Raw genomic sequence first — 25,690 nt, forward strand, 5'->3', positions numbered from 1 at the left:
GCAGTCCCATGACCATCCCTATCGAGTACCAGCACGCGGGCAAGAGCGAGTGGCAAGTGCGCGTGGAGCTGGCGGCGCTGTACCGGCTGGTTGCCCATTTCCGCATGACCGACCTGATCTACACCCACATCAGCGCTCGGGTGCCGGGGCCGGAGGAGCACTTCCTGATCAACCCCTATGGTTCGCTGTTCAGCGAGATCACTGCCGGGAGCCTGGTGAAGGTCGATCTGGCGGGCGAGGTGATCGAGACCGAGGGCCTCGGCAACCGCTGGATCAATCCGGCCGGCTTCACTATCCATTCCGCCCTGCACAAGGCGCGCCCCGATCTGACCTGCATCGTCCATACCCATACGGCAGCCGGGATCGCGGTGTCGGCACAGAAGCAGGGGCTGCTGCCGATCAGCCAGCATGCGCTGAAGTTCTATGGCCGTCTCTCTTATCACCCATACGAGGGGATCGCCCTGGACCATGCCGAGCGCGAGCGCCTGGCCGCCGATCTGGGCCCGACCAACAAGGCCATGATCCTGATCAATCACGGGCTGCTCGTCGGCGGCAGGACCATCCCGGAAGCTTTCGACCAGATCTACTTTCTCGAACGTGCCTGCCAGGCGCAGCTCGCGGCGCAGTCCGGCGGTGCCGAGCTGCATGTACCGTCCGATGCCATCTGTTCGCACGTCGCCAAGCAGTATCGGGAAGAGGAGTACGCGCCCTGGATCGAACCCGCATGGGCCGCGGCCCTGCGTGAGATATCCGCACAGCGCGAGAGCTACGAGCGCTGAGCGTAACGATCGTTGGTTTTCGCTATTTCGATCCGATTCGAGAGAACCGCCCCGTGGAAGCGTTCATCTACAACTTTTTCAATTGGGACGTAATGATCAGGTACGCGCCCGAATTGAGCGTCGGATTCGCCAAGACCCTCTGGCTTGCGCTGTTGGTCATCGTCACCGGTGTGCTCAGCGGCCTGCTGCTTGCGCTGTCTCGCTGTCTCGGTTTTCGTCCGCTGAACTTCATCATCAAGCAGACGATCGACGTCATCCGCGCCCTGCCTCCGCTGGTGCTGATGATCGTGCTCTATTTCGGCCTGCCCTATACGGGGATGCGGCTGAGCGGATTCACCGTGGCCTGGCTGTCTCTTTCACTGGTGCTGATGGCATTCGCCGAAGAGATCTTCTGGGCCAGCATTCGCGCCATCCACAAGGGACAGTTCGAAGCGGCACGCTCCACCGGGCTGACGTTCGCCCAGGCCATGCAGCACGTGCTGCTGCCGCAGGCGATGCGCATCTCCATCCCACCGCTGACCGGACGCCTGATCGCGGTGACCAAGAATACCGCCTTGGCCTCGGCGATCGCGGTGCCGGAGCTGCTGGGCACCGCCATCACCGTGCAAAGCAGCGCGGCCAATACCACCCCGCTGATGATGGCCGCGATCGGCTACCTGATCATGATCTATCCGCTGGTATTCGCCAGTAAGTTGCTCGAACACCGCAGTCAGTGGGCCAAGTGAGGAGCGCGTACGATGGGTAGCTTCCAGCAGACTTTTTTCAATATCGACATCATCGTCGCCATCTACCCGATGCTGTTGCAGGGTCTGAAGGAGACCCTGCTGCTATCGGCGATCATCGTGCCGTTGGGCATCGGTGTCGGCCTTTTGCTGGCCTGCGCGCGGGCGTTGGGAATAGGCTGGCTGAGCCTGCTGATCACCCTCTACGTCGACTTCTTCCGCACCTTCGCCTCGCTGGTGCTGCTGATCCTGATCTACTACGGACTGCCGTTCTTCGGTGTGGAGATCGGCACCCGCAGCTCGGTGATCCTGGCGCTGACGCTGAACGTATCGAGCTATTTCGCCGAAGTGTTCCGCGCAGGCATCGACAGCCTGCCCAAGGGCCAGGTCGAGGCGGGGCGCTCCACCGGGCTCGGCTTCATCCAGGTCCAGCGCTACATCGTCATTCCGCAGGCGGTGCGCAACATGGCGCCGGATCTGATCACCAACATCCTCGAAACCATCAAGGTGACGTCGATCGCCAGTGTGGTGACTCTGCCCGAGCTGCTGCGCATGGCCCGTATCGCCCAGGGTAATACCTACAGTCCGACGCCTTTGATCGCAGCCGCGCTGATCTATCTGATCATCCTGCTGCCGATCGTCAAATTGCTCAATCGCCTGGAAAGTCGCGAGAGCTGACGAGCCGGGAGGAGGGGGCCTCATTTCTCCATGTGCAGAGCTCCCGTCGATTGAGTAGGCTAGGCCTTCGTCCCTGATCTGCGGCTTCCTCATGACTCTTTGTCAGCAATTCGCCCACTACGCCTTGGGCCAGCATGCGCAGTCGCTGAGCGATGCGCAGCGAATCGCCTTGCGGCGGGTATTGATGGATTGGCTGGGCTGCGCCATCGCGGGCGCGCATGCCGAGGTCGTCGTCCTGCTGAAGGACTCTCTGGAACTGGAAGGGCCTGCCGCGGACGCCCTGGTACTCGACAGCAGGCAGCTCGGCATGCGTTCCGCGGCGATGGTCAACGCGGTAGCCGCCCACGCATTGGAGCTGGACGACATCTACAAGGAAGGGCTCTTCCACCCAGGAGCCCCGGTGATCGCCGCGGCACTTGCCGTCGCCGAGTCCCGGGGCGCCAGCATCGACGAGCTGCTGATGGCGATCCTGGTGGGCTACGAAATCTCCACGCGCATCGCCACCGTGATCAACCCGGGCCACTACCGTTTCTGGCATACCACAGGCACCGTCGGCTGCATCGGTGCGGCAGCGGCGGCCGCGATGCTGCTGAAATGCGACGAGGAGCAGTTCGCCCACGCGCTGGCGAATGCGACCACGTTCGCCAGCGGCCTGCAGCAAGCTTTCCGCAGCGCTGCGATGACCAAGCCGCTGCACGCTGGCCACGCCGCCGACACTGGCGTGTGGACGGCGCTCGCGGCCCGCCGCGGTGTGACCGGGGCGCTGGATATCCTCGAGGGCGATGCAGGATTCGGCTCGGCGATGGGGGGATCGCCCGACTGGCGGCTGGCGCTCGCCGATCTGGGGCAGGTGTGCAATACCGCCAGCATCACCTTCAAGCGCCACGCATGCTGCGGGCAAACCTTCTCGGCGGTGGATGCGGTGCTCGCGCTTCGCCCCGAATTGTTCAGTGCGCTGGAGCGTATCGAACGCATCGATGTATTCACCAATCAGCGGACCCTGGCGATGACCGCGAACGCCGCGCCAGCCGATCCGCTGGCTGCACGCTTCAGCATGGCCTACGTGCTCGCCCGTGCGCTCCACCACGGCGATGTCGGGATGAGCGCATTCGAGTCCGGGCGGATCAATGATCCCGCGGTACGCAGGCTGATGCCGCGCGTACGAATGCAGGTCGATGCCGCCATCGATGCCTCGTTTCCGGCCAAGCGCAGTGCACGGATCAGGATCCAGCTATCGGACGGTCGAGTTCTCGAGCATTTCCAGCCACATCGCAAGGGCGACCCGGAGGATCCGCTCAGCGATGCGGAGCTGGAGGCGAAGTTTCTTGCCAGCGCAGCATCGAATCTGCCCAGGGAGCGCACAGTGGCGATGCTCGAGCGCCTGCGCCGGCTGGCGGACGTTTCCTGCCTCGATGCGTTGTTGGAGGGGATTCGGAGAAACTGAGGCCTTGTTGGTGTTTCATTGGGCCCTGCGCAGCAGCCCGCCGGCTCGCTCGTGCAGCGTAAGCGCCGCCACCATCAGGCTCGGCAGGAAGGTCAGTGTGACCAGGGTGGAGAAGGCGATGCCGAACATCACGATGGCGCCCAGGCCGCGATAGAGCTCGGTGCCCGCCCCGGGGATCAGTACCAGCGGCGCCACGCCGAAGATAGTGGTCAGGCTGGACATCAGGATCGCGCGCAAGCGGATGCGCACCGCGTCGTCCACCGCCGCCGCAATCGATTCGGCCCCCTCCTCGAGACGCTTGTACGCTTCCTGCACGATCAGGATCGGGTTGTTGACCACTGCGCCCAGCAGCACCAGGAAGCCCAGCAGCGTGATCATGTCGAACGGTTGGTGAATGCCGAACCCGGCGCCCACGCCGTTGAGCAGCGCCAGCCCGATGATGCCGCCGGCCAGGCCGACCGGGATCGTGGCCATGACGAACAGCGGCCGTCCCCAATGGCGCAAGACCACCACCAGCACCAGGTAGCACAGCAGCACGGCGATGAGGAAATTGCCCGAGACGGCTTCGCGGGTGGCCTGCAGCTGGTCGCTGGCGCCGGTGATGTCCACCGACACGTCGTGCGGAATCTCACCGGCGGTGCGCATCGATTCGATCAGCTCGTTGCGCACGCGCGCAACGCCGGTCTCCAGCGCCACCGAGCGCGGCGGCACGATGTTCAGCGTGACGGTGCGGCGGCCGTCCAGCCGGCGGATGCTGTCGGTATCGACGGACTCGCGTAGTTCGCCCAGTGCGGATAGCGGCAGCACCGCGCCGGACGGCGTGGCGATCGGCAGATCGGGCAGGCGGTCGACGCGCTGCCCGCTGCCGGCGCTGCTGAACAGATAGATGTCGATGCGGCGGTCGTCCAGGATCATTTCGTCGGCGAATGCGCCATCGCTGAGCGCGGCGACCGAATAGCCGAAGCGCTCGCCGTCGAGGCCGACCTCGACCAGACGCTCCCAGCGCGGCACGACTTCGAGCATCGGCTGGTCGAGGCTCAGCGCGTTCGGCTCGGAGCCGATCTGGGCGCCTTCGAACAGGGTCGCGGCGCGGGTATAGGCCAAGCCCGCGACGCGATAGATCTGCGCCAGGTCGGTACCGGCGATGTCCAGATTGATGCTGCGGGTGCCGCCTTCGTCGTTGGAAATGATCGAGCCGCGCGAGGCGAAGGCACGCATGCCGGGCCAGGAGGTGTAGAGCCTCTCCAGGGCGCCTATCAGCGCGTCGACCTCGGCCGGGTTCTTCGGGTCGGTCATGATGCTGATGCCCTGCGGATCCACGAACATGGCGAAGATGCGCAGCGCCGGTATGTCCGTCTCGCCACGGGCAATAGCGCTCGGGCGCATCGTCGAGCCGCGGGCGCAGTTCGGTGATCAACTCCTGGGCGATGCCCTCCATCTCGGACAAATTGTAGCCGGGCGGCGCGATCATGCGCGAGAACACTCGCGCCTCCTCGCCCTCGGGCAGGTACTCGGCCGGCGGCGTCAGCAGTGCCACGGCCAGCACGGAGGCGACCAGCGTGCTGGCCAGCACCGCGACGCGACGCGGCCAGGTGACGTGGAGCACGCCGAGGCGCTGGCCGATGCGGTCGAACACATCGCCGCCGGCTGCGTTCCCCGCGCCCGGTGGCGGCATCAGCCGCGTGGCCAGCGCGGGCAGCACCGTGACCGCCACCACCATCGAGGCCAGGATCGCGGCGGAGATGGCGATCGCGATGTCCGAGTAGAGCTGGCCCGCCTCTTCCTCGACGAACAGGGTCGGTGCGAACACCAGCACGGTGGTCAGGGTGCAGGCCAGCACCGCGGGCCAGACCCGGCGTACGCCGGCCAGGGCGGCCTCGAAGCGGTCCAGTCCGCGGCGCCGCGCCTGGTCGATGCTTTCCAGCACCACGATGGTGTTGTCCAGGGTCATGCCGATGGCAAAGGCCACGCCGGCCATGGAAATCACGTTCAGCGTGCGCCCGGCCAGCAGCAGGCCGATGAAGGCGGCGATGGTGCAGATCGGAATCGCGATCACGCCGATGAAGGTGCTGTGCGCCGAACGCAGGAAAGCGAACATCACCAGGGTCGCGAGCAGTGCGCCGAGGAGCAGGTTGGTCCAGACGTTGGCCACCGACTCCTCGACGTAGCGCGCATCCTCGCTGACCAGCGTGATCTCGAGCCCCAGCGGCGCCATTATCTCTTGGTTGATCGCCTCGACCTCTGGCAGCACCGCGTACTTGGTCTGGATCACGTTCGAGCCGGTCTCGCGGCGCACCGCCAGGAACAGCGTCGGCAGGCCGTTGTAGTAGGCGCTTTCGCGCAGCTCGTGGTGGCTGAGCCGGATCTCGGCCAGATCGGACAGGCGCATCAGGGCGCCCTCGTGCTCGGCGACGATCAGCTCGCCGATCTCGGCAGGCGTGCGGAAGCGCCCGATCGTGCGCACCAGCACGCTGCGCTTGCCGTCGTCCAGGTCGCCGGCGGAGCGGTCGACGTTGCGTGCCCGCAGCGCATCGCGCACATCGGTCATGTCCAATCCGCGTTCGGCCAGGCGGTATGGGTCGATCTCGATGCGGACCTGGCGTTCGGCCGCGCCATTGACCTCGACCAGCGAGACCCCGTCGACACGCTCGAGGCGGGGCCGCACCTCGTCCTCCAGGAAGTCGCGCATCATCGCCAGGTCGAGGTTTGCGCCGCTGTCGGCGCTCGGGCCGACGCGGAAGTACATGAACGGCTCTTCGGAGACCGAGACCGTGGTCAATGCCGGTGCGTCGACGTTCTCCGGATAATCGGAGACCTGACTGAGCGCGTTGTTGGTGCGGACCAGCGCCTCGTTGATGTCGACGCCGAAGGGGAACTCCAGCACGATGCTGGCTTCCCCGATGCTGGCGGTCGACACCATGCGACGCAGGCCGGGCAGCGTGCGCAGGTACTGCTCCTGCTCGATCAGGATCTCCTTCTCCACGTCCTGCGGCGAGGCGCCGGGCCAGCTCGTGTCGACGCTGATGGTGCGCACTTCCAGATCGGGGATCATCTGCACCGGCACCCGCAGCGCGGCGCTGATCCCCAGCACGCAGAGGATCAGGACCGCGACCGCGATCAGGGTGCCATGACGGAGAATGCGATCGAAGCCCATCGCTCAGCGCTCCATCACTTCGACGGGGCGGCCTTCATCGAGGGCCTCATTGCCGCGTACCACGACGCGCTGGCCGCGGCTGAGGCCGGCAGCCACGGCGACCTGGCCATCGCGTTCGTGCAGGATCCGCACGCTGCGCTGGCGAGCGACCGTTGCATCGCCATCGTCCTCCACGATGAATACGCTGTAGCCGCCGTCGGGCTGGCGGAGCAGGGCGTCGCGACTGATCGCAAGCGCGGGCGTTTGCGCGATGAGATCGATCTCGGCGCGAGCCGAGGTACCCGGGAGCAATCGGCCCTCGGGGTCTTCCACCAGCAGGCGCAGCAGGAAGGCACGCGCACGGGGATCGGTGACCGGCACCCGCGCGCCGATGGTCGCCGGTAGCGTCGTGTCGCCCAGCGCATCGGCGAACACGCGGATTTGCGCATTCCCGTCCAGCTGGGAGAAGCGCTCCTGCGGTACACGCAAATCGAGGCGCACGCGCTCGGTCGCGACCAGGGTCAGCACCGGGGTGCCGCGCTGTACCCATTCACCGGCCTCGGTGAGCTTCTCGGCCACCACGCCATCGAACGGCGCCGGCAGCGTATGCCGCTCGACCTGCTCCGCCTGTTCGCGCGCATTGGCCCGGGCCGAGTCCGCTACCGCTCGGGCTAGCTGCAGTGCCGCGGCGCGTGCTTCGATCTGGGTGGCGGCAATGCTCCTGCCAGCGCCGAGACGCTGCGCCTCGGTGTGCAGGCGCTGCGCCTCGCGCAAGGCGGCTTCGGCCTCTTCCGTTTGGGCCTGGGCGCGCAGCAGCCCCTGGCGGGCGATGGCGGGATCGAGCTCGATCAGCACCTGCCCGGCCTCGACATGATCACCGGCATCGACGTGCACGCGCGCCACCAGTCCGTCGACGCGGGGAGATAGCCCCGCCTCGCGCTCGGCGGTCAGGGTGCCGGAAAGCGAGAAACGTTCGCCGAACGCAGCGGCTTCCACCAGCGCCACGGAGACCCGGACCGCCTCGGCCCTCGGGTCCTCTGCGCTATCACCGGACGGCGCGCCGCAGGCGGCGAGCAGCAGGAGGGGAGCGACGCGTACTGAGCGGAGGAGCTCGACGAGGTGGCATGTGAAACCGCGGATGATGAAGCGGTGGAGGGGGCGGGTGAGGGGGCGGGTGAGGATTGGATGCATGAATCCATGTTCCTGTATGGCGCTGTGCGGCGTCGTTCTTTTAGCTATGAAACGGGTGTTCACTGCATACCGGCGCGCGAGGATCAAAAGCATCCCTGCAACGCTTGTGGCTTGCGCACCGGGTTGCCGAGCAAGCGGCGTCGATCCTAATCGAGGCGGGCCATGGGCTTGGCCGAGTAGCCGCCTTGTCTTGCGACCGGGCCGAAGATAGGTGGTTGCACCGGCCAGGGTCTATGCGGGGTAGTCCTGCTTGTATTTGCGATCATCCAGACGAGGAGCGGGACATTCTCGCTGCGTGTCCAGCCACTGGCGTGCGCGGTGATCGGGCGGTTCCTTTCCCTCGAAAGAACATGTCCATCGAGAGAACATGGTAAGTCGGTGGAAAGGAACGGCGAGGTTTCATGACAGGTAAGGCCGCCGAGCCCGATAGTACGATCCAGGGCTTGGTGTCCGAGCTGTTCTTGCCATCGTCCAGGAAAGTTTATGGATCCGCTCTCAGACGTACTTTCGTTGCTGAAGCCGCGCAGCTACGTGTCCTCCGGCTTCGACGCAGGTGGTGAATGGTCGGTTCAGTTCGCCGCCCAGCACCAGCTCATCAAGTGCTATGCGGTGGTTTCCGGCGGATGCTGGCTCGCTGTGGAGGGCATTCCCGAGGCGGTGCGTTTGACCCAGGGGGACTGCTTCGTACTGCCGAGCGGGCGTCCATTCCGTCTCGCGAGCGATATGGCGGTGACGCCCGCCGCGGCCAGCGACTTCTTCCCTCCGGCCCGCGCCGGCGGGGTCGTGACCATCAACGGCGGCGGGGACTTCTTTCTCGTCGGCAGTCGTTTCGCTGTCAGCGGCAGTCATGCAAGCACCTTGATGGGACTGCTGCCGCCCATCGGGCATATCCGCAGCGAGGCGGGTCAGTCGGCGCTGCGCTGGTCGGTCGAGCGGATGATGCAGGAGCTGCGCGAGCAGCAGCCGGGCAGCTTCCTGGTGCTGCAGCACCTCGCCCAGATGATGCTGGTCCAGGCGCTGCGGCTGCATGTGGAGCAAGCGTCGACGATGGGCGGGGTGGGATGGCTGCTCGGCGTGGCGGACAAGCAGCTGGGCGCCGCGATCAACGCGATCCATGCCAATCCTGCGCATCGTTGGAAGCTGCACGAACTGGCGGAACGTGCCTGCATGTCGCGATCGGCCTTCGCGCAGAGATTCAAAGAGACGGTCGGGGCCTCGCCGATGGAATACCTGACGCGCTGGCGAATGCTGCTCGCCGGCGACCGGCTGGAGAACTCCAACGACTCAATCTCCACCATAGCCTTGTCGCTCGGCTACGAATCCGAAAGCGCCTTCAGCACGGCGTTCAAGAGAGTCATGGGTGCCTCGCCACGGAGGTACGGTCGCGGGCAGCGTTTGGTTTCCGCTGAGGGGTGACCCACCCCGGCGCGGCTGCGGTCGGGCACTGCTGGGATCAGTCGAAGAGATTTCGCCCGATGGCATGGGCGGATGCCAGGTGGGCATCCGGCGGGCGCGTTTCCGATTCCAGCAGCAGCATGGAGGTCGGGACCTGGGCACCGCAGTAGTCGAAAATCCCATGATCGATCTGCGTCTTCATCGCGTCGGCGTAGCCGTGCCGTGTGTAGGTCTCCCTATCGGCTCCACCGATACCGACGAGATGAACACTGAGGTGGCCGAGCTTCTTCACTAGCTGGGCATCCGCATCGAAGTCGAACGCCCAGCCGCTGACGAACACGCGATCGATCCAGCCCTTGAGCAGCCCCGGCATCGACCACCAGTAGACGGGATAGACCAGCACCAGGGCATCGGCGCGATCGATCCTCGCCTGTTCGGCGATGACATCGGCGGAGAGTGCTGCCTGGCCGCGGCTAGCGGCAAGATCCGCTGCGCTGAATCTAGGATCGAAAGCCTCCGCGGCGAGATCCGCGATCTCGAACGAGTTGCCCTGCGCCGAGATGCTCACGCCCTCGGCGATACGCAGAGCGATGCTATGGGTGAGTGACTCGGGCTCGGGGTGAGAGACGACGATGAGCGCATGCATGGTGAAGCTCCTGCCATGGTTGAGAAGATAGTCAGACCTTTCCTACTTTTGGTAGGTTTGTTGGCAAAGCTACTTATGGTAGATAACCATGTCAAGCGGCGAACAGCCGACCTCGGCTCCCTATGTCGGCCCCATCACCCGATGCTCCGGCAAGTACTTACGACAGATCTCGCAGCGCTTCGGGATGCTGTACGGCGACGCGTAGCAGCGTACGAGCGGCGCCGGTGGGCCCGCGCCGCCCCTGCTCCCATTCCTGCAGGGTACGCACGCTGACGCCGATCAGCTTGGCGAACTCTGACTGTGAAGCGCCGACCCGCTGGCGCGCGTGAGGCAGCCTCCGACACCTCCACGCGCGTAACGCGTGCCGCCTTGCCGGCCTTCATCTCGCGTACGGATTGCAGCAGGTCACGTCCGAACTGTTCCATTTCCTTATCCATGTTCGATCTCCTCCTTCAGCTGATTGAGCAAGGTAGCAGGCAGGTTGTCGAATTTGGCCTTGGTATAGACGATCAGCAGCCAGATGGTGCCGTCATCCAGGGTGTTGTAGTAGATCACCCGGCTTTCCCATCCCCGAGCGACTCCAGCGAATCTTGCGCAGACCGCTCGTTGCGGGAATCACATCGCCGGTCAATGAATTGGCCGCCAACCACGAGAAGAACGCCAAACGCTCGTCTTCTTGCCAGATGCCGGTGGCATAGCGCCTGAACGTGGCGGTTTCGATGATTGTGTACATGCCATCGACCATACGTCTTTGACGTATCAGACTGCTGACGAACCCTGCTTTTACAGGCAGGGTTCGTCATTTCAGTTCACGCCACCCACTTTGCGTGCAGATACCCAGGGAATCGGTAGATGACGGTCATGGCGCTCATCAACGCCTCACAGCGCCGTTGAACAACGCTCCAGGCCCCAAAAATGGATGAAAATAGCCGGCGCATCCGCGCCAGGGCCATCTTCTTCAGGTTTTGGCAGGCTGCGGCAAGCAGACACTGCTCTCTCACCCGAGCCAGTCCCCGCATCCGAGCGTAGCGATGGCCGTGTAGCTGTTTGGCATCGGCGAAGCTTCGCTCCACCGTCTCCTTTCGTCGCTTGTACAGACTGCTGACAAAATATTTGAAGATGCCACGATGGTTTCCAGCCGCCTCCGAGAGCGCGCTGGCCGGCAATCGATTGCACCGGGGTTTGCGACATGGATGTCGCAAAAGGCGCGCCCGGACAGGGATGTCCATGCGCGCCGACCCGAGGGCAAGCGATTGATCGGCCAGGGTTTCGCGATCTCGTGGCGGCGCGTCCCCTTTCAGGGGGAGCGCGAGTGGGGCCGCCCCTCGCATCTAAGCGAGCAAGAGGTGGGTTAGGGCCCAAACGGTTCTCGACTCGCCAGGATCGAGAGCGTCGCTGGGTCAAAAGGGGTTTGTCATTAATCTGATACGTCTTTGACGTATGGAAGAGCAATTCTTGGAGGTTTGTCGGAGGATGGAGTGTCAGGCGGCTCGCATTCGACGTGCGGCGCTGGAACTGGGCCGCGGCGGTCTTCATCTGGCCTAGGTGCCTCGGTCGCAGTGGCCTAGATCAATCTGTATCCCGAAAAATGCGGGGTACCACGACATGGATACTGCGGTGCAGCTGTTCGGCAGCGAGGGTGAGTCGATCGGTGACATCCCTCGCCCGAAAGGCCAGCCCTGACCATTCCTCCGGCTGTACCGTTGGCCAGGCGTAGGCTGCCGCTAGAGATGCCGTCGCCAGCCCGAAAAACTGGCGACGACTAAAACGCGCTGTGCTTTCACTGCTTTCAGATTTCATATTTGCCCCATCCTGCCAGTCTATGCTGGCAGCTTGGCTCAGTGAATCGAGGATATCGGGCCAGCTTCGCGATGAGCCATTATGCCTGATCCGCTCATTACCGCGACGCCCATCATCGGCTGGCGCGTCGATGCATCGGCGCAGGGTCTTGACGTGATCGATGCCCGAGCATCGGGTGATGGCTGACCCACCCGGTCACACCGATGTCGCTATAGGCCATGGAGAGAGAGCATCGCTCATATGTTCGGTGATTCAGCCGGCCAGATTCTCTACACGGTCCATTACCATGCACTAACCGCCGCTGATAACGGAGAAACCCCACATGGCAGACCGCACCACCCTCGAGGCCCTTGAGCAATATGCGGGACAGCTATCGCTTGCCGCGCGTCGTTCAAACGATGCCAGCGACCTCCAGCACACCTTCGTGCATGGGGATGAAGGGACCGACGTGGTGACCGAATCCGGCCCTTTACCGACACTGGCCAAGATGGCGAAAGGCTGGAGGCAGCTCGCGGAGAAGGCAATCGGCGGGCTCGGCGTAGTCAATCCCACCGGGGATTATGAAATCGGGAAGGCATACAAGGCTCGGGACCTGTTCGTCAGCGGTGGCATCGTCTATGTCGTCGTCCACGATTACACCAGTGTATCGCTGGACCAGGACATGGCAGAGGGCCACGTGGGGGTGTTCCAGGGACTCACGCGGGAAGACCTCTCGGATACCGCGCTGAGTCTCTCCCGAGGCGCGGGCATCGTTTACCGGGCGTCGCGACAGCTTTTCTCTTTCGATGAACTCTTGGCGGTCTCGGGTCGATACGATGGCGATGCCGTCTACCTTGTCTCCTATTGGAAGGACTATCCAGTCAAGGAGTCCGGCGGCAATTTCATTTGGAGAAAAGGGGCTGCCATCACCGACTACGGCACCATCGCAGTGCCAGAGGGCGCCAACGGATATTGGGAGAGGGAATTCAAGTGTGCATCGCCTGAATACTTCGGTGCGGTTGGCCAGCCTCTCCCGCTCAGTGCCTTCTTTGCCACATTGAAAGAGGCGCGGGTCAGGTATCCCCATGCCTATGAGCTGACCGACCTGATCGACTGGGCCGCTATCAGAGAAGTATTCTATCTCGCTAGAACCCCCGCCTGGATCATTGGTTGCCATCTCAAGACGTACTATCTCAATCGAAAAATACCGATCAGGGATCGGGAACTGCCAGGGGCATGCAAGGGCTTTATCGGTGCTGGGCCTTGGAGATCGACCTTCGTTTTCCAGAACGCTGGAAAGGTGACCGATGTGTTTCCTTCGACGATGCCGACGGGAACCCCAACCAGTGAGATGGAATCCCTGTATACCAGGGATGAGGAAGCATCTGTGCAGTTCGGGTTCGTCTCCAGTAATTTCAACGAGAACTCCGAAACCGGTGGCTGGTCTGACGTAGTCATGGAGAATATAGCGATCGAAGGGCCCGCTCATGGGGTTTGCATCCTCCTCGCCAACGGCGGCCGGGTGAGGACCCGGTGGTGCCAATTCAATGGGAATCCAAGAGTTGCTTTCGTAAGCTGTAACAACATCGCTATGTCCTGGAACGAAAATATGTTCTCGGGAGCAGCGGGTACCCTTGCTCGCATTGGTCTTTTGAACCTTTCGAACAGTTATCGAGAAATTACGCATTCTGCGCGAGGGGTCATTGGCGGAGGAGGAGGCAACTTCAATGACGCTTTTACCTTCACCAAGAACTCATTTGGGGGGGACCCCAGGGTAGCGGACATCCTGGACCATGGTTCGGGGTCGGAATCTAATAGGTTCGCGTGGGGTAACTCTCACACAGGAGGGTCGAACAACTTCCTGTGCGGTTACTTAGGGAGAAGAAATTTTCACTGGCAGATTTATAACGATTGGTTTGAAGGTGTAAACCACGCCATCATGGTGCTCTCCGAAGGTGCTAATGGTAACGGTAAGATCGAATTCTCCGATGATGGAAGATTCGCTGGTCTCCTTCCCAATGGCGAGAATGGCGTCAACTGGAATGATCCGGGCGATGAGACTCGTTTGAGTGTTGGTTCAGGTGGTGGTTGGTCAAGGTCTCTGGAGGTGAGGGGATGTCACTTCAAACAGGTCAGGGCATCCAGCAGGGCTGGGTATCAGGGTAATGGCACAGGTGCCGCGATTACCTACAATGGGCGTGGAATCTGCCGATATGGCAACAACTACTTCGAAACGGTTCAGGTAGGCCTTCGCTCGAAGAATCCAGCCGTGGACCCCCAAATATACAATGAGGGTAACTCTGGGTCTTCTACGGTCCCCGTTGAAATTGATAACCCGGGAACTTTTTGGGCTGCCAATGGCCGCCAGATCGGTACCCTTATAGAAGCTGGCTATAATTCGTCCACCTCGATCAACTCGTCTACGTACGTCGGCTACTCTGGGCGTAGGATGTATGGTCGGGTTTACAATGGATCAGTCACTGTTTCAGAGAATGATATAGTTAGAGTGCAGAACGAATCCGCAGGATTCTACGAGATCATTCTCACCATCGCTAGAGGAGACGGTAGTGCCACAGGGGCCAAGAAGATCACATTCGCTACCACCGTTTCAAACGGCTTCCGCTGGCCCTATGTGAGCGATCTCAAGGTCGAGAACTGGAGAGTCAATGGTAATTACTCTTCAGCGCTATCAAATTTTGGGGTTCGCGTGGGACCGACCCTCTCTACACGTCCAACGGAACAACCGATGGGTACCGGTAAGCCCTATATCGACATAGGTATACAAGGGACTCTCTCTGGCGCCAGGCTATTCACTCTAGGAATTAAATTTGTTGGGCTCAGTAATCGAGCGGTACCAATTATTCTTTCGGTCGTCGATGCGGAAGACTCGACAAGATTGGATTCGGGAGATTGGAACGAAGGTACCTCGATGATAGCATCACCTGTCAGTGACATGGCGGGCGATGATTTGTCTCCAGAAGCCCAGAAGCTCAATGAGATTTTGAACGCGCTCAGAACGGCAGGGCTGATGGGAACCTGACTGGGTGTACCCGGCATGGGGCTATGCCGAGTCTGGCCCAGCTCTTGAATGACTGTGCTGATGGGCAGAATCAAGAGGAAGGGGGCCCGCCGCAGCCAGTTCAATGATGCGAGGTAGACGCCGGGCACCCTCCCGGAATGGCACGAGCGATTGGGCCGGGCTGCCGCTAAACTCGTTCGCGTACGCGTCATCGCGTTGCCGCTCTCTGCGGGGATGAGCCGCTAATTTGATTTCGCCATTGTTTTCAATGAAGTCGGCGAACTGCTCGATGTCCACCAGAGTTTTCATTCTTCGATGTCTCTTACTTGGTCGATGTAGCCGAGCTCGACGCAGCGTTCGGCAACGACTTGCCAGATCAGCAGGCGCCCTTTGAGATTGATGTGCGTGTTGTCGATCATCAGGGACGGCGGAACTATCCCGCTCGCGACTGCGGTTTGATCGGCTTCATAGGCATCCCATTCAGCCACCGAGTCCGGGTCGTCTGGGTTCAGAGGGGCAGACGGCTGCGGCAACGGGTTGGCAAGAAGGATCGGCTGAGGATCGATGTAGTGGCGTCCATAGAGCGCCCCGAGCGCAGCCGCCACGTCTTTCTGGCGCTGCAGCTGCATTGGTAGCCGAGTAGCTTGCTCCTGCGCGAACCAACTGACGAAGATGAATTTCTTCATTCGCGATTTGATGCTGTTATATGCCGCCTGGTAGTAGCCGATTTGGTCCTCAACGGGATTGTTTCGTGAGTTGCCACCAAACCAGAAGATCTGTAAGTACTCCATGTTGTCCTGGATCGGTGCGAGCCCGGAGGAAATCGTTTGCGGATTCCCTTCGCTATCGAACGTCTCGAGCCTAAGCGGCACCCGCTCCCAGACTACATCGACGGGCGATGGAACCTCGACAGCTTCCCCGGGCCGTTCTCGCGTGAATGTATAGACCCGCGGGCTTACGTAGACGAGCCGCCCCTTCACGCCGCTGATGTAGACGGTATGATTCGTGGCAGTCGCTTTTTCGGCAAGCCGGTATGGATCGTTCACGTGATTGACGGTGACCGATCCCGATGCGGGGATCTGGTTGCCGGGGAATGTCAGGCGCATAGGTATGGCCCCCATGCGCGCGAGGATTACAGGACTGCTCGTACCCGACATCGAGTAGCTGTAGATCGGAATACCGGTGAGATCAGCGAACGGGCGGACCTTCTCTGGCGTGGTCTGGCTGTCACCAATGACGATAGCCTGATTGACCGGTGCCGCTTGCAGGTATGCCCGGCCAGCACTGTGATCGATGCCTGTGACGTACTCGCCTAGATAGGCGCCTTCCGCGCCAGGTACCGGGAAGGCCTCGCTTCCATCGGCAGCAGCAAGCCCGGCTTCGACTGACGAACAAAAGATCACCAGGGCTGCCAGGACTTGCACCAACACCTTTGAAACGGCTGGGTGCGCGGCGCCGTTTGGGTATGTCACGTCCTTGAGCTCCGCCGAAGAAGTCATCTCCATCCCAGTATCAACTGTTCCTCTCGAATCCGCGACGATCACGGGCGATTGCTCGAATGTGCTTCCGTCACTCATGGCTATCCCTTGGGCAAAAAATAAAGCTGCCTCGAGGGCGGGGAAAGAAAAAGTGTGGTGAACGACATCACCCCGGAAGTCAGATGCGAAGGCGGGTGGGGCGGTGCGAGTTGCACCTGCACATCGCTGATCTGCACCACATCCATGCCATACCTGCGCCAGCTGGCGTGCCGCTGGCGGATGCAAAGGAAGTGTTCGGGCATTCCACCATTACGCAGACGGAGCAGGTATACCTACCCGGCACCGCATCACGCACGTGAGGCAGTTGCCAGACTTGAGTCACGTTCTGGTCACGTTGAAAGATTGGCGAGGGATTTGGATGCCTTGCTGGAACGTCCTCGGAGGGTAGTAACTATTTGAGGACGCTGGAAAAAGTGGCGGAGGGACAGGGATTCGAACCCTGGAAGGGCGTTAACCCTTGCCGGTTTTCAAGACCGGTGCATTCAACCGCTCTGCCATCCCTCCTGACACGGTTGGGGATCTTACCATCGTCGCCGCGCAGGTCAATGGATATGTTTATCGATCAGCAGCTTATCGCTAAGTCGAGCTGGAAAAAGGGGTGCCTCAGCGCGGGCGCTGAGTCGAGCGGTTTCTCAGTTGCGAGATCGTCGACTTTATCTTCTGCCTGTTCTGCGGTTTGCTGAGGTACTTGATCCCGAAACCGATCAGCGTGGTCAGCAGCTTGGCCTTTCTGGACATGTACGGCTCCTTGGTCGAGTGTTCGACGCTTTGAGGGGTGACGAGGCACTCTGATCATGGTCGGTGATCAGCATCCGGTCAAAGTGAGTCGTACGGCCGCGCAGGACTTGCGGATGGTCCGATCCGATGAGCCCTGCGCCGGTGCGATGATGGCTTCAGTTGGCGTACTTGCGGCTCACTCGGTTGAGCGTGCTGGTGAGCTGGATGGTCAGGGTCAAGTCCGCGAGTTCGCTTCCGCTGAAGGTTTCGATCGCCTGGCGGCGGATATCCGAATTGTTGGAGTGCTCGCGGATGAAGTTGTCGCACCATGCCAGCGCCGCGCGCTCGCGGGCGCTGAAGCTGCTCGACGTGGCCCAGTCGGCCAGCTGCTCGACTTTGTCCTTGGAGATGCCGAGCGCTTCGGCTTCGGCCAGCGATGAGTGGCTGCAGCCTTCGCAGCCGTTGAGCTGGCAGGTGCGCAGTTCGGCGAGGCAGCGAATCGAGGGATCCAGCGAGCATTGGCGGATACCGCGGCTGGCTTGATAGATGTCTTTGACGTCAATGAGCTGGCGGGCCATTCGAACGGTCCCCGGTTGAGGTAGTGGAGAGGAGAAGAGTCCCCTTGTCGCTGCGGCTGGATGCGCCGCTGATTCGCGCCGTAGTGGCTTGATGTAGCTTGCAATGCCTGTTCACGCGGTGGTGAGGCGCGCATCGATGCCTTCTGCGCATTGAATACCGATTCGGTCCTCTTTTCTACAGCCTTGATTCATTGTTTTGACCTCGGTTGATACGTCGATGCAGGATCGCGGAAAAGGGCGCTGGAGTATTGACCTTGGATCAACCCATTGATAGATTATGCCTCGCTTCCCGGCCATCAGTGCCGTTGATAGCATTGCGGAAGGCTGGCAGAGCGGCCGAATGCACTTGTTTCGAAAACAAGCGGGTGTAACAGCCCCGTAGGTTCGAATCCTACGCCTTCCGCCACTTTTTTTACTTCCCCTGGTCATCTTTTCAGCAGGTCCGCCGATTTCCTGCGCCGGTGCTGTGACCAGCGTTCTCGGTAGATATCAGTTCTTCACGCCAATCGAGCGTATGGGCCGTTGACCAAGCCTTTGAAGCCATGGCGCCTTCGGCTCATTTCGCAGCTTTCAATATTGCAACTTCATCGCAACTTCGATGCCTGCGCCGACGGCGACATCCGACGATGCGCCATTCGACAGCCATGAGCGTCGCTCAGCGGTGGTGCCAACAGGCACCGGCCCTGTAGACTCGTTTTTCCAGATGAACCGGCGCGCCAAGAACGATATTTGCAGATCGATCCGGGCGGCGGGCATTGGCTTGCTTTGCCATGGCGAGATACCAGAACCCTCTGAACAGTCGGCAAGGATCCTTCATGACCGGAGCGCTGCGAGACTTGGCGGACCTCCTTCGTCGGCAGGCGCTGTCGCTCTCCGGTATCGGACTCGCACTCGGTACGCTGTTCTTCGCCGCCGCATTGACGCCGACGCTCGTCCCCCGCACCTATCTCACCCAGGGGATCCTGGCGGGGGCATGCTTCGCCGCCGGCTACGGGCTCGGCTTGTTCTGGCGCTGGCTCTGGGCCTACATGGAGCTGCCGGAACCCCCGGAGCGTATGCGCCGTGCCACCAATGCGCTGGTCGCGCTCATATGCCTTTCGGTCGCGCTGATCTGCCTCTGGCACGCGGCGCAGTGGCAGAACTCGATCCGCCTGTCGATGGAGATGGCGCCGGTCGAGAGCGCGCATCCGTTCAAGCTCAGCGCCACGGCGCTGGCCGCCTTCGCCGTACTGCTGGCGCTCGGTAGGCTGTTCGGCCTCGTCGTTCGTGTGGTCGCGCGCCGCTCGAGCCGGCTGTTGCCGAGAAAGGTCGCCAACGTGGTCGGCGCCAGCGTCGGCGTCCTGCTGTTCTGGTCGCTGGCCAACGACGTGTTCTTCCGCGCGGTGATCGACCTGCTTGATTCTTCCTACCGGGAGTACGACGCCCTGCTCGAGCCTGAGCGCCCGCAACCTTTGGACCCGATCAAGACCGGCAGTGCCGCCTCGCTGATCGCCTGGAACGAGCTCGGGCGCGCGGGCCGGGAGTTCGTCGCATCGGGGCCTTCGGCTTTGCAGATCGAAACGCTGACCGGGCGGCCGGCGCTCGAGCCGATCAGGGTCTATGCCGGGCTGCGCGGGGCCGATACCCCGGCTGACCGCGCGCGGCTGGCGCTGGAGGAGTTGAAGCGGGTGGGGGCGTTCGACCGCTCGGTGCTGGTGATCGTCACCCCCACCGGCACCGGATGGATCGATCCTGCGGCGATGGACTCGGTCGAGTACCTGCAGCGCGGCGACATCGCAAGCGTCGCGCTGCAGTATTCCTATCTGTCGAGTCCGCTGTCGCTGCTGGTCCAGCCTGAATACGGGGCAGAGGCCGCGCGTGCTCTGTTTTCCGCGGTCTATGCCTATTGGACGACCTTGCCGCGGGAGCGTCGGCCGAGGCTCTATCTGCATGGCCTGAGCCTCGGCGCGATGAATTCCGAGCGCTCGGCCGAGCTGTTCGAGATGATCCACGATCCGATCCAGGGGGCGCTTTGGAGCGGCCCTCCGTTCACGAGCCGCATCTGGCGCTCGCTCACCGATGGGCGCAACGGGGACTCGCCCGCATGGTTGCCGCGGTTCAGGGACGGCAGTTTCGTCCGCTTCTTCAACCAGGATGGTTCGACCGTGCCGGCGGATGCGCCCTGGGGGGCGATGCGGATCGTCTACCTGCAGTATGCCAGCGACCCGGTGACTTTCTTCGACTACCGAGACTTCTACCGCCGCCCGGCGTGGATGGAGCCGCCGCTCGGGTCCGAGGTGTCGGCGGCGCTTCGCTGGTATCCGGTGGTGAGCATGCTCCAGCTGGCGCTCGACATGGCGGTCGCGAGCTCCACGCCGATGGGCTACGGCCACGTCTACGCACCGCAGCACCATGTCGACGCATGGATGGCCGTCACCGGTGTCGACGATTGGGCGCCCGAGGCGATCGCAGAGCTCAAGCGCCATCTCGAGGAGGCGATGATGCAGGCGGGCGTCGATGATGGCAGTAGGGAAGAAGCCTTCGACAACCGGGGAGGCTGACCGTGCCGGTATCTCCACGCCGCCAACCGGTGGCGGCGCGGAGTAGCGCAGGATGCGCGCTCCGGCTCCATCACTCCTGGACGAAATGCCCGGGGGAGACCTCGCGATAGTGGCGCTGGGGTGGCTGATAGCCGCGTGGGCGGATCGGATTTTTCAGCTCGTCGACGGCGAGGTTGCGCTTGATCCCCCGGCGGGCAGGATCGGGCACCGGCACCGCGGCGATCAGCTTCTTGGTATAGGCGTGCTGTGGATTGCCGAACACCGCCGCGCGAGGGCCGATCTCGACGATCTCACCGAGATACATCACCGCGACCCGATGGCTGACACGCTCCACCACCGCCATGTCGTGGGAGATGAACAGAAAGGAGATGCCGAGGCTTTCCTGCAGGTCGAGCAGCAGGTTGCAGACCTGGGCCTTGATCGAGACGTCGAGCGCCGAGACGGACTCATCGGCGACGATCACCTTGGGCTCGAGGGCGAGCGCACGTGCGATGCTGATCCGCTGGCGCTGCCCGCCGGAGAACTCGTGTGGGTAGCGACGCATCATCTCGGCGCTCAGGCCGACACGCTCGAGCAGCTCGGCCGTACGCTCCCTTGCCTGTGACCTGGTGCCGAGGTGATGGGCGAGAAAGGGTTCGGAGATGGCCTGGCCCACGCTCATTCGCGGATTGAGGCTGGCGAACGGATCCTGGAAGATCATCTGCACGCTGCGTCGCATGCGGCGCAGGTCCCCCGGGCCGAGCTTCAGCACGTCGTAGCCGTCGAGCTGCACCTCGCCGCTGAGGGGTTCCACCAGCCGCATGATCGAGCGTCCGGTGGTCGATTTGCCACAGCCCGATTCGCCGACCAGTGCCAGGGTTTCGCCCTGGGCGAGATCGAAGGAGACGTTCTCGACCGCATGGACCGCCTCGGTCTTGCGCTGGAAGAAGCCGGAGCGGATGTCGAAGCGGGTGACCAGGTTGCGCACCGAGAGGATCGGGGTGCCTGCGGCATCGAGGGTGCCGGCCACCTCGGTCGGCGCGCGGACTCGTCCCGTCTCGATGTCGACGATCGGGAAGCGCAGCGGCCAGTCATGGCCGCTCATCGAACCGAGCCGCGGTACCGCTTCGATCAGCGCGCGGGTGTAGGGCCGCCTGCCGCGATGGAAGATCTCCTCGGTCGGTCCGCTTTCCACTACGTCGCCTCGATACATCACCAGGGTGCGCTCGGCGATCTCCGCGACCACGCCCATGTCGTGGGTGATGAACAGCACCGACATCCCTTCCTCTTCCTGGAGGGTCTTGATCAGGTCGAGGATCTGTCCCTGGATCGTCACGTCGAGAGCCGTGGTCGGCTCATCGGCGATCAAGAGCTGCGGCTTCGATGCCAGCGCCATGGCGATCATCACCCGCTGGCGCATGCCGCCGGAGAACTGGTGAGGGTAGTCCTTTATCCGTCCACGGGCGTTGGGGATGCGCACCTTCTCCAGCAGTTCGATCGATTCGGCCTTCGCCTGCGCCGCCGACATCCGCCGATGACGCAGCAGCGTCTCGGCGATCTGCCGGCCGATGGTGAAGGTCGGGTTGAGGCTGGTCATCGGCTCCTGGAAGATCATCGCGATCTCGTTGCCGCGCACGTCGCGCATGCGCTCCTCCGGCAGAGCGAGGAGGTTGCGTCCATTGAGCAGCACTTCGCCTTCGATGCGGGCCGATCCCTTCGCCAGCAGGCGCATGATCGCGAGCGAAGTCACGCTCTTGCCCGATCCCGACTCGCCGACGATCGCGAGCGTTTCGCGCGGGCCGATGTCGAAGGAGACGTCGTTGACCACTGGCCGCCATGCATCGGCGGTGCGGAAGGAGACCGCGAGGTCGCGCACCGACAGCACCGGCTCCGCGGCGGGGTGTGGTCGGGGCTGCTCGGGCATCGCTGGGTCGATCATGTCGTTTGCCTTGGGATGTCGAATGGTCGTGACGAATGGCGCTTCGAGGGACTTCTCAGGGTTCGCGCGGATCGAGTGCATCGCCCAGGCCGTCGCCGACCAGGTTGAATCCAATCACCACGAGGAAGATCGCCGCACCCGGCCATATCGCCATCCACGGTGCCTGCGACATGAAGTTCTTGGCCACGTTGAGCATCGAACCCCAGCTCGGGTCGGGCGGCTGCTGGCCGAGCCCGAGGAAGGAGAGGCTCGCCTCGGCGATGATCGCCGTGGCCACGGTCAGCGTCGCCTGGACCAGGATCGGCGGAAAGACGTTCGGCGCGATGTAGCGCTTGAGAATCATCAGGTTGCCGAGTCCGATCGAGCGCGCGCCCTCCACGTAGTCCTCGGTCTTGACCGCTAGCACCTGGCCGCGCGTCAGCCGCACGAAGATCGGCATCGCCGAGAGTCCGATGGCGATCATCGCGTTGGAGAGGCTCGGCCCGAGGAACGCCGCCAGTGCGATGGCGGTGATCAGGAACGGCATCGCGAGGAAGGCCTCCGTCACCCGGGAGATCAGCATATCGATCCAGCCGCCGAAGTAGCCGGAGACCAGCCCTATCGGCACGCCGATCACGACCGCGATCGCGACCGAGACGATTCCCGCTGCGAGCGAGGCCTGGGAGCCCCAGATCAGGCGCGAGAGCAGGTCGCGGCCGATCTCGTCGGTACCCAGCCAGTGGGCGGCCGAGGGGGGCTGGCGGATCACCGACCAGCTGGTCGCGTTCGGATCCAGGATCGGCAGGAGCGGGGCGGCGAGGGCGAGCAGGGCGAAGAACACGATGATGCAGAGCCCGGCCAGTGCGGCCCTGTTGGCCTTGAACTTGCGCCAGGCGCGCCGGCCGGGCGTCTCCTCGGGTGCCGGTGCGATCGCCGCGTGTGCGAGTATCGTCATAGTGTGGCCCTCATGCGCGGATTGAGCAGGACATAGAGGATGTCGGCGATCAGGTTCATCAGGATGAAGGCGACCGCGGTGCACAGGACTACGCCTTGCACCACCGCGTAGTCACGGTTGAACACCGCGTCGACGATCAGCTTGCCGAAGCCCGGAATGGTGAATACCTGCTCGGTCAGCACCGCGCCGGCGAGCAGGTCGCCGAACAGCAGTGCCGACAGCGTGATCACCGGCAACAGGCCGTTGCGCAGACCGTGCTCCATCACCACCGTGCGCTCGGAAAGCCCCTTCGCCCGCGCGGTACGGATGTAGTCGGCGCGCATCACGCCGAGCATCGACGAGCGCGTGTGGCGCATCAGCATCGCGGCGAGCGGCGTCGAGAGCACGAAGGCCGGCATGATCATGGTCTCGAGCGATCTGAGCGGGTCGGCGAAGAACGGGTAGTAGCCCGAGGCGGGAAGCCAGCCCAGATAGACCGAGACCAGCAGGATCAGCATGATGCCGAGCCAGAAGTTCGGGATCGACAGGCCCGAGAGCGCGACCAGGTTGGCGAGATAGTCGAGCAGGGTGTTCTTGCGCACGGCGGCGACGATGCCGGCCGGAATGCCGATCAGCACCGCGAAGATCATCGCCATCACCGCGAGCTGGATGGTGACCGGCAGCTTCTGAAGAATCAGCTCCGTTACCGGCTGGTTGGTCCGCAGCGAAGTGCCGAGATCGCCACGCAGCACGTCGCCGAGCCAATAAAGATATTGATAGACCACCGGGTCGTTGAGCCGGTACTGCTCCCTGAGCTGGGCGATCAGCACCGGGTCGCGTTCCTCGCCCGCCATCGCCAGGATCGGATCCCCCGGCAGCAGCTTCTGGAGCATGAAAACGAACAGCGAGATGATCAAAAGCGTCGGGATCGCGATGAGCAGACGCTTGGCGACATAAGTGTACATGGGGCATCGACCGGGTGCGGGAGGCTGGGAAGGGGCGCGGTACCAGAGGGCCCGCGCCCCACGGCGAGGAGGCGGTCAGTCGGCGACCCGCACTCCGGTGAGCCGGATCAGCCCGTCCGGTGAAGGCACGAAGCCGGTCACGGCGTCGTCCATCGCCCAGATGTAGGACTGGTGGCCGAGATAGATGATCGGCATGTCGTCCTGGAGGATCCTCGTCGCCGCGTCGTAGCGCTCCTTGCGCGCAGCCGTATCGGTGAAGGTGCGCGCCTCGTTGAGCAGCGCATCGACCTCGGAGTTGCAGTAGTGGACATCGTTGATGCCGCCGTCGCAGGTGACGAACTGGTGCAGGTTGCCGTCGGGGTCGATGCGCCCTGACCAGTCGGAGCGGCTGATCTGGAAGTTGCCGGCGGTCTGCTCGGACAGGAGCGTTGCATATTCGGTCGCCCGCAGGCGCAGGTCGAAACCGGCCTCCGTGACCATCGCCTGGATGACCTGAGCCATCTGCATTTGCACCGGGATGTTGCCGACCTGCAGCTCGACCTCCACCCGGTCGAGACCGGCTTCATCGAGCAGCGCGCGGGCAGCTGCAACGTCGCGGCTGGGCACCGGCAGTTCGGCGTTGTACCAGGGGCTGCTTGGCGGGAAGGGCTGGTTGCCGGCCGGCTGGGTGCCCTCGAAGACGATCTGGCTGAGCGCCTCGCGGTCGATGGCCAGCGAGAAGGCCTGGCGCACACGCTTGTCGTTGCCCATCGGGCCATCGGCGCGCGGGCCGTTGCCGACGTTGACGTAGAGCGCCTAGTAGCCGAGGCCGACGGTATCGGCATAGCTGAGATTGGCGTCGTTCTTGACCGTCTGGGCGTCGGAGGCGGCCAGACGCTCCAGCATGTCGATGTCGCCGGAGCGCAGGTTGGCCAGGCGCACCGTGGCATCGGGGATCGGCAGATAGGTCACGCGGTCGATGAAGATGTTATCCGCGTTCCAATAGTCTGCGAACTTCTCCAGTACGATCCGGTCCTGCTGCACGCGTTCGACGAAGCGGAACGGACCGGAGCAGACCGGGTTGGAGCCGAAGTTCGCCCCGGTCTCATTGAAGGCCGTGGGCGAGAGCATCATCCCGGCGCGGTCGGTGAGCTGGGCGAGCAGCGAGGCGTCGGGACCGGTCATGGTGAAGGTCACCTGGTAGTCGCCGGTCGCCTCGATGGTCTCGACCGAGGCGAGCTCGCTTTTGCGACGTGACTCCGGCATGGTCATCGCGCGCTCTATGTTGGCGACCACTGCCTGGGCGTTGAGCGGTGTGCCGTCGTGGAATACCACGTCCTGACGCAGGTTCATCACCAGCTGTGAGGCGTCTTCCGACCACGTCCAGTCGGTGGCGAGCTGGGGCACGATCTCGAGCTCCGGAGTGATGTCGACGAGCTTGTCGCAGAGGCCGGCGTAGACGATGCGCCCGGCGATGGTGCGCGACTGATGGGGGTCGAGGACGTCCGGATCGTCCTGCAGCCCGATTCGCAGCTCGGCTGCCGAAACGGGAAGGGCGAAGAGGGCGCTCGCCAGCAGTACTACGCCGCTGGCGCGGTTTATGATTCTCATGTCTTTCACCTGTCATGACGGATTTGTTGTTGGGTGCCTGCCGTTCGGCTGCATGACGTGCTACTGGATCTTGCGAGTTTTTCTTCGTTCAGCGTTGTTGTGCTTTCCCAAGCGATTCTTTCCCGCAGCGCTTCTCCATCAGGCG

General features: G+C 63.0%; 20 protein-coding genes, 2 tRNA genes and 3 pseudogenes. 8 read left to right on the forward strand and 17 right to left on the reverse strand.

Going from position 1 to position 25,690, the window contains the following annotated elements; all coding sequences use genetic code 11:
- Window positions 1–8 precede the first annotated feature (8 nt).
- The 4 genes from Q376_RS0107415 to Q376_RS21760 all read left to right on the forward strand — a co-directional run bounded on the left by Q376_RS0107415 (window position 9) and on the right by Q376_RS21760 (window position 3,623).
- Entirely contained in the window at window positions 9–779 is a 771-nt protein-coding gene (locus Q376_RS0107415; protein ID WP_027349789.1) for a class II aldolase/adducin family protein, read from the forward strand.
- 53 nt (window positions 780–832) lie between these two features.
- Complete coding sequence (locus tag Q376_RS0107420; protein ID WP_027349790.1) at window positions 833–1,504, forward strand: amino acid ABC transporter permease; 672 nt, start codon at window positions 833–835, stop codon at window positions 1,502–1,504.
- A gap of 12 nt (window positions 1,505–1,516) precedes the next feature.
- Window positions 1,517–2,179 carry an amino acid ABC transporter permease gene (locus tag Q376_RS0107425; protein WP_027349791.1) on the forward strand — a complete coding sequence of 221 codons (663 nt, stop codon included), beginning with the start codon at window positions 1,517–1,519 and terminating at the stop codon, window positions 2,177–2,179.
- 91 nt (window positions 2,180–2,270) lie between these two features.
- Window positions 2,271–3,623 carry an MmgE/PrpD family protein gene (locus tag Q376_RS21760; RefSeq protein WP_052365046.1) on the forward strand — a complete coding sequence of 451 codons (1,353 nt, stop codon included), beginning with the start codon at window positions 2,271–2,273 and terminating at the stop codon, window positions 3,621–3,623.
- Window positions 3,624–3,638: 15 nt separating this feature from the next.
- Here Q376_RS21760 and Q376_RS25505 read toward each other — a convergent pair whose 3' ends face one another.
- From Q376_RS25505 to Q376_RS21770, 3 genes and pseudogenes are all read right to left on the reverse strand, one after another.
- Window positions 3,639–5,009, reverse strand: a complete 1,371-nt coding sequence (locus Q376_RS25505; RefSeq protein WP_342665961.1) for an efflux RND transporter permease subunit — start codon at window positions 5,007–5,009, stop codon at window positions 3,639–3,641.
- A gap of 76 nt (window positions 5,010–5,085) precedes the next feature.
- Window positions 5,086–6,777, reverse strand: a pseudogene (locus tag Q376_RS25510) (efflux RND transporter permease subunit); the annotation flags it as partial.
- A 3-nt stretch (window positions 6,778–6,780) separates the two neighbouring features.
- Complete coding sequence (locus Q376_RS21770) at window positions 6,781–7,947, reverse strand: efflux RND transporter periplasmic adaptor subunit (RefSeq protein ID WP_081803445.1); 1,167 nt, start codon at window positions 7,945–7,947, stop codon at window positions 6,781–6,783.
- A gap of 483 nt (window positions 7,948–8,430) precedes the next feature.
- On the opposite strand from Q376_RS21770, the gene Q376_RS0107445 reads away from it, so the two are divergent.
- Complete coding sequence (locus Q376_RS0107445) at window positions 8,431–9,363, forward strand: AraC family transcriptional regulator (protein ID WP_027349792.1); 933 nt, start codon at window positions 8,431–8,433, stop codon at window positions 9,361–9,363.
- A 37-nt stretch (window positions 9,364–9,400) separates the two neighbouring features.
- On the opposite strand, the gene Q376_RS0107450 is transcribed toward Q376_RS0107445, so the two are convergent.
- The 5 genes and pseudogenes from Q376_RS0107450 to Q376_RS25340 form a co-directional block, all read right to left on the reverse strand.
- Window positions 9,401–9,988: an NAD(P)H-dependent oxidoreductase gene (locus tag Q376_RS0107450; RefSeq protein WP_027349793.1), complete on the reverse strand. Its 588-nt coding sequence runs from the start codon at window positions 9,986–9,988 to the stop codon at window positions 9,401–9,403.
- 157 nt (window positions 9,989–10,145) lie between these two features.
- A complete protein-coding gene (locus tag Q376_RS25590) occupies window positions 10,146–10,322 on the reverse strand; it encodes a helix-turn-helix domain-containing protein (RefSeq protein WP_342665962.1) in 177 nt (58 codons plus the stop codon).
- A gap of 95 nt (window positions 10,323–10,417) precedes the next feature.
- A complete protein-coding gene (locus Q376_RS25515; protein WP_281173351.1) occupies window positions 10,418–10,543 on the reverse strand; it encodes a hypothetical protein in 126 nt (41 codons plus the stop codon).
- Entirely contained in the window at window positions 10,518–10,721 is a 204-nt protein-coding gene (locus tag Q376_RS21775) for a hypothetical protein (protein WP_245598918.1), read from the reverse strand. Before Q376_RS21775 ends, Q376_RS25515 begins: the two co-directional genes overlap by 26 nt.
- Window positions 10,722–10,797: 76 nt before the next feature.
- Window positions 10,798–11,085 (reverse strand): annotated as a pseudogene (locus Q376_RS25340) (transposase); the annotation flags it as partial.
- 1,025 nt (window positions 11,086–12,110) lie between these two features.
- On the opposite strand from Q376_RS25340, the gene Q376_RS0107470 reads away from it, so the two are divergent.
- On the forward strand, window positions 12,111–14,807 hold the full coding sequence (locus Q376_RS0107470) for a hypothetical protein (RefSeq protein ID WP_027349794.1): 2,697 nt from the start codon (window positions 12,111–12,113) through the stop codon (window positions 14,805–14,807).
- Between the two features lie 284 nt (window positions 14,808–15,091).
- Here Q376_RS0107470 and Q376_RS0107475 read toward each other — a convergent pair whose 3' ends face one another.
- The 4 genes from Q376_RS0107475 to Q376_RS23990 all read right to left on the reverse strand — a co-directional run bounded on the left by Q376_RS0107475 (window position 15,092) and on the right by Q376_RS23990 (window position 17,619).
- Window positions 15,092–16,363 (reverse strand): hypothetical protein, encoded by a 1,272-nt coding sequence (locus Q376_RS0107475; protein ID WP_155834199.1) that lies wholly within the window; start codon window positions 16,361–16,363, stop codon window positions 15,092–15,094.
- Between the two features lie 375 nt (window positions 16,364–16,738).
- A tRNA-Ser gene (locus Q376_RS0107480) sits at window positions 16,739–16,828 on the reverse strand.
- A gap of 99 nt (window positions 16,829–16,927) precedes the next feature.
- The gene (locus Q376_RS25520) at window positions 16,928–17,062 is read right to left on the reverse strand and encodes a hypothetical protein (RefSeq protein ID WP_263281379.1); all 135 of its coding nucleotides are present in this window, start codon (window positions 17,060–17,062) and stop codon (window positions 16,928–16,930) included.
- Window positions 17,063–17,217: 155 nt separating this feature from the next.
- Window positions 17,218–17,619, reverse strand: coding sequence for a carboxymuconolactone decarboxylase family protein (locus Q376_RS23990; RefSeq protein ID WP_052365047.1), 402 nt, complete (start codon window positions 17,617–17,619; stop codon window positions 17,218–17,220).
- 318 nt (window positions 17,620–17,937) lie between these two features.
- On the opposite strand from Q376_RS23990, the gene Q376_RS0107495 reads away from it, so the two are divergent.
- Window positions 17,938–18,025, forward strand: a tRNA-Ser gene (locus tag Q376_RS0107495).
- 164 nt (window positions 18,026–18,189) lie between these two features.
- Here the strand turns inward: Q376_RS0107495 and Q376_RS25170 are convergent.
- Window positions 18,190–18,375: a hypothetical protein gene (locus Q376_RS25170; RefSeq protein ID WP_155834201.1), complete on the reverse strand. Its 186-nt coding sequence runs from the start codon at window positions 18,373–18,375 to the stop codon at window positions 18,190–18,192.
- Window positions 18,376–18,434: 59 nt separating this feature from the next.
- On the opposite strand from Q376_RS25170, the gene Q376_RS0107500 reads away from it, so the two are divergent.
- The gene (locus Q376_RS0107500; RefSeq protein ID WP_052365048.1) at window positions 18,435–20,159 is read left to right on the forward strand and encodes an alpha/beta hydrolase; all 1,725 of its coding nucleotides are present in this window, start codon (window positions 18,435–18,437) and stop codon (window positions 20,157–20,159) included.
- 70 nt (window positions 20,160–20,229) lie between these two features.
- On the opposite strand, the gene Q376_RS0107505 is transcribed toward Q376_RS0107500, so the two are convergent.
- From Q376_RS0107505 to Q376_RS25345, 4 genes and pseudogenes are all read right to left on the reverse strand, one after another.
- Window positions 20,230–22,077 carry an ABC transporter ATP-binding protein gene (locus Q376_RS0107505; RefSeq protein WP_245598919.1) on the reverse strand — a complete coding sequence of 616 codons (1,848 nt, stop codon included), beginning with the start codon at window positions 22,075–22,077 and terminating at the stop codon, window positions 20,230–20,232.
- A 55-nt stretch (window positions 22,078–22,132) separates the two neighbouring features.
- Window positions 22,133–23,011: an ABC transporter permease gene (locus Q376_RS0107510; protein ID WP_027349798.1), complete on the reverse strand. Its 879-nt coding sequence runs from the start codon at window positions 23,009–23,011 to the stop codon at window positions 22,133–22,135.
- Window positions 23,008–23,955: an ABC transporter permease gene (locus tag Q376_RS0107515; RefSeq protein ID WP_027349799.1), complete on the reverse strand. Its 948-nt coding sequence runs from the start codon at window positions 23,953–23,955 to the stop codon at window positions 23,008–23,010. Before Q376_RS0107515 ends, Q376_RS0107510 begins: the two co-directional genes overlap by 4 nt.
- Window positions 23,956–24,030: 75 nt before the next feature.
- Window positions 24,031–25,545, reverse strand: a pseudogene (locus Q376_RS25345) (ABC transporter substrate-binding protein).
- Window positions 25,546–25,690 lie beyond the last annotated feature (145 nt).

Origin of the sequence: Halotalea alkalilenta DSM 17697, from assembly GCF_000621205.1 — a bacterium.
In the GTDB taxonomy this organism is placed as follows: Bacteria; Pseudomonadota; Gammaproteobacteria; order Pseudomonadales; family Halomonadaceae; genus Halotalea; species Halotalea alkalilenta.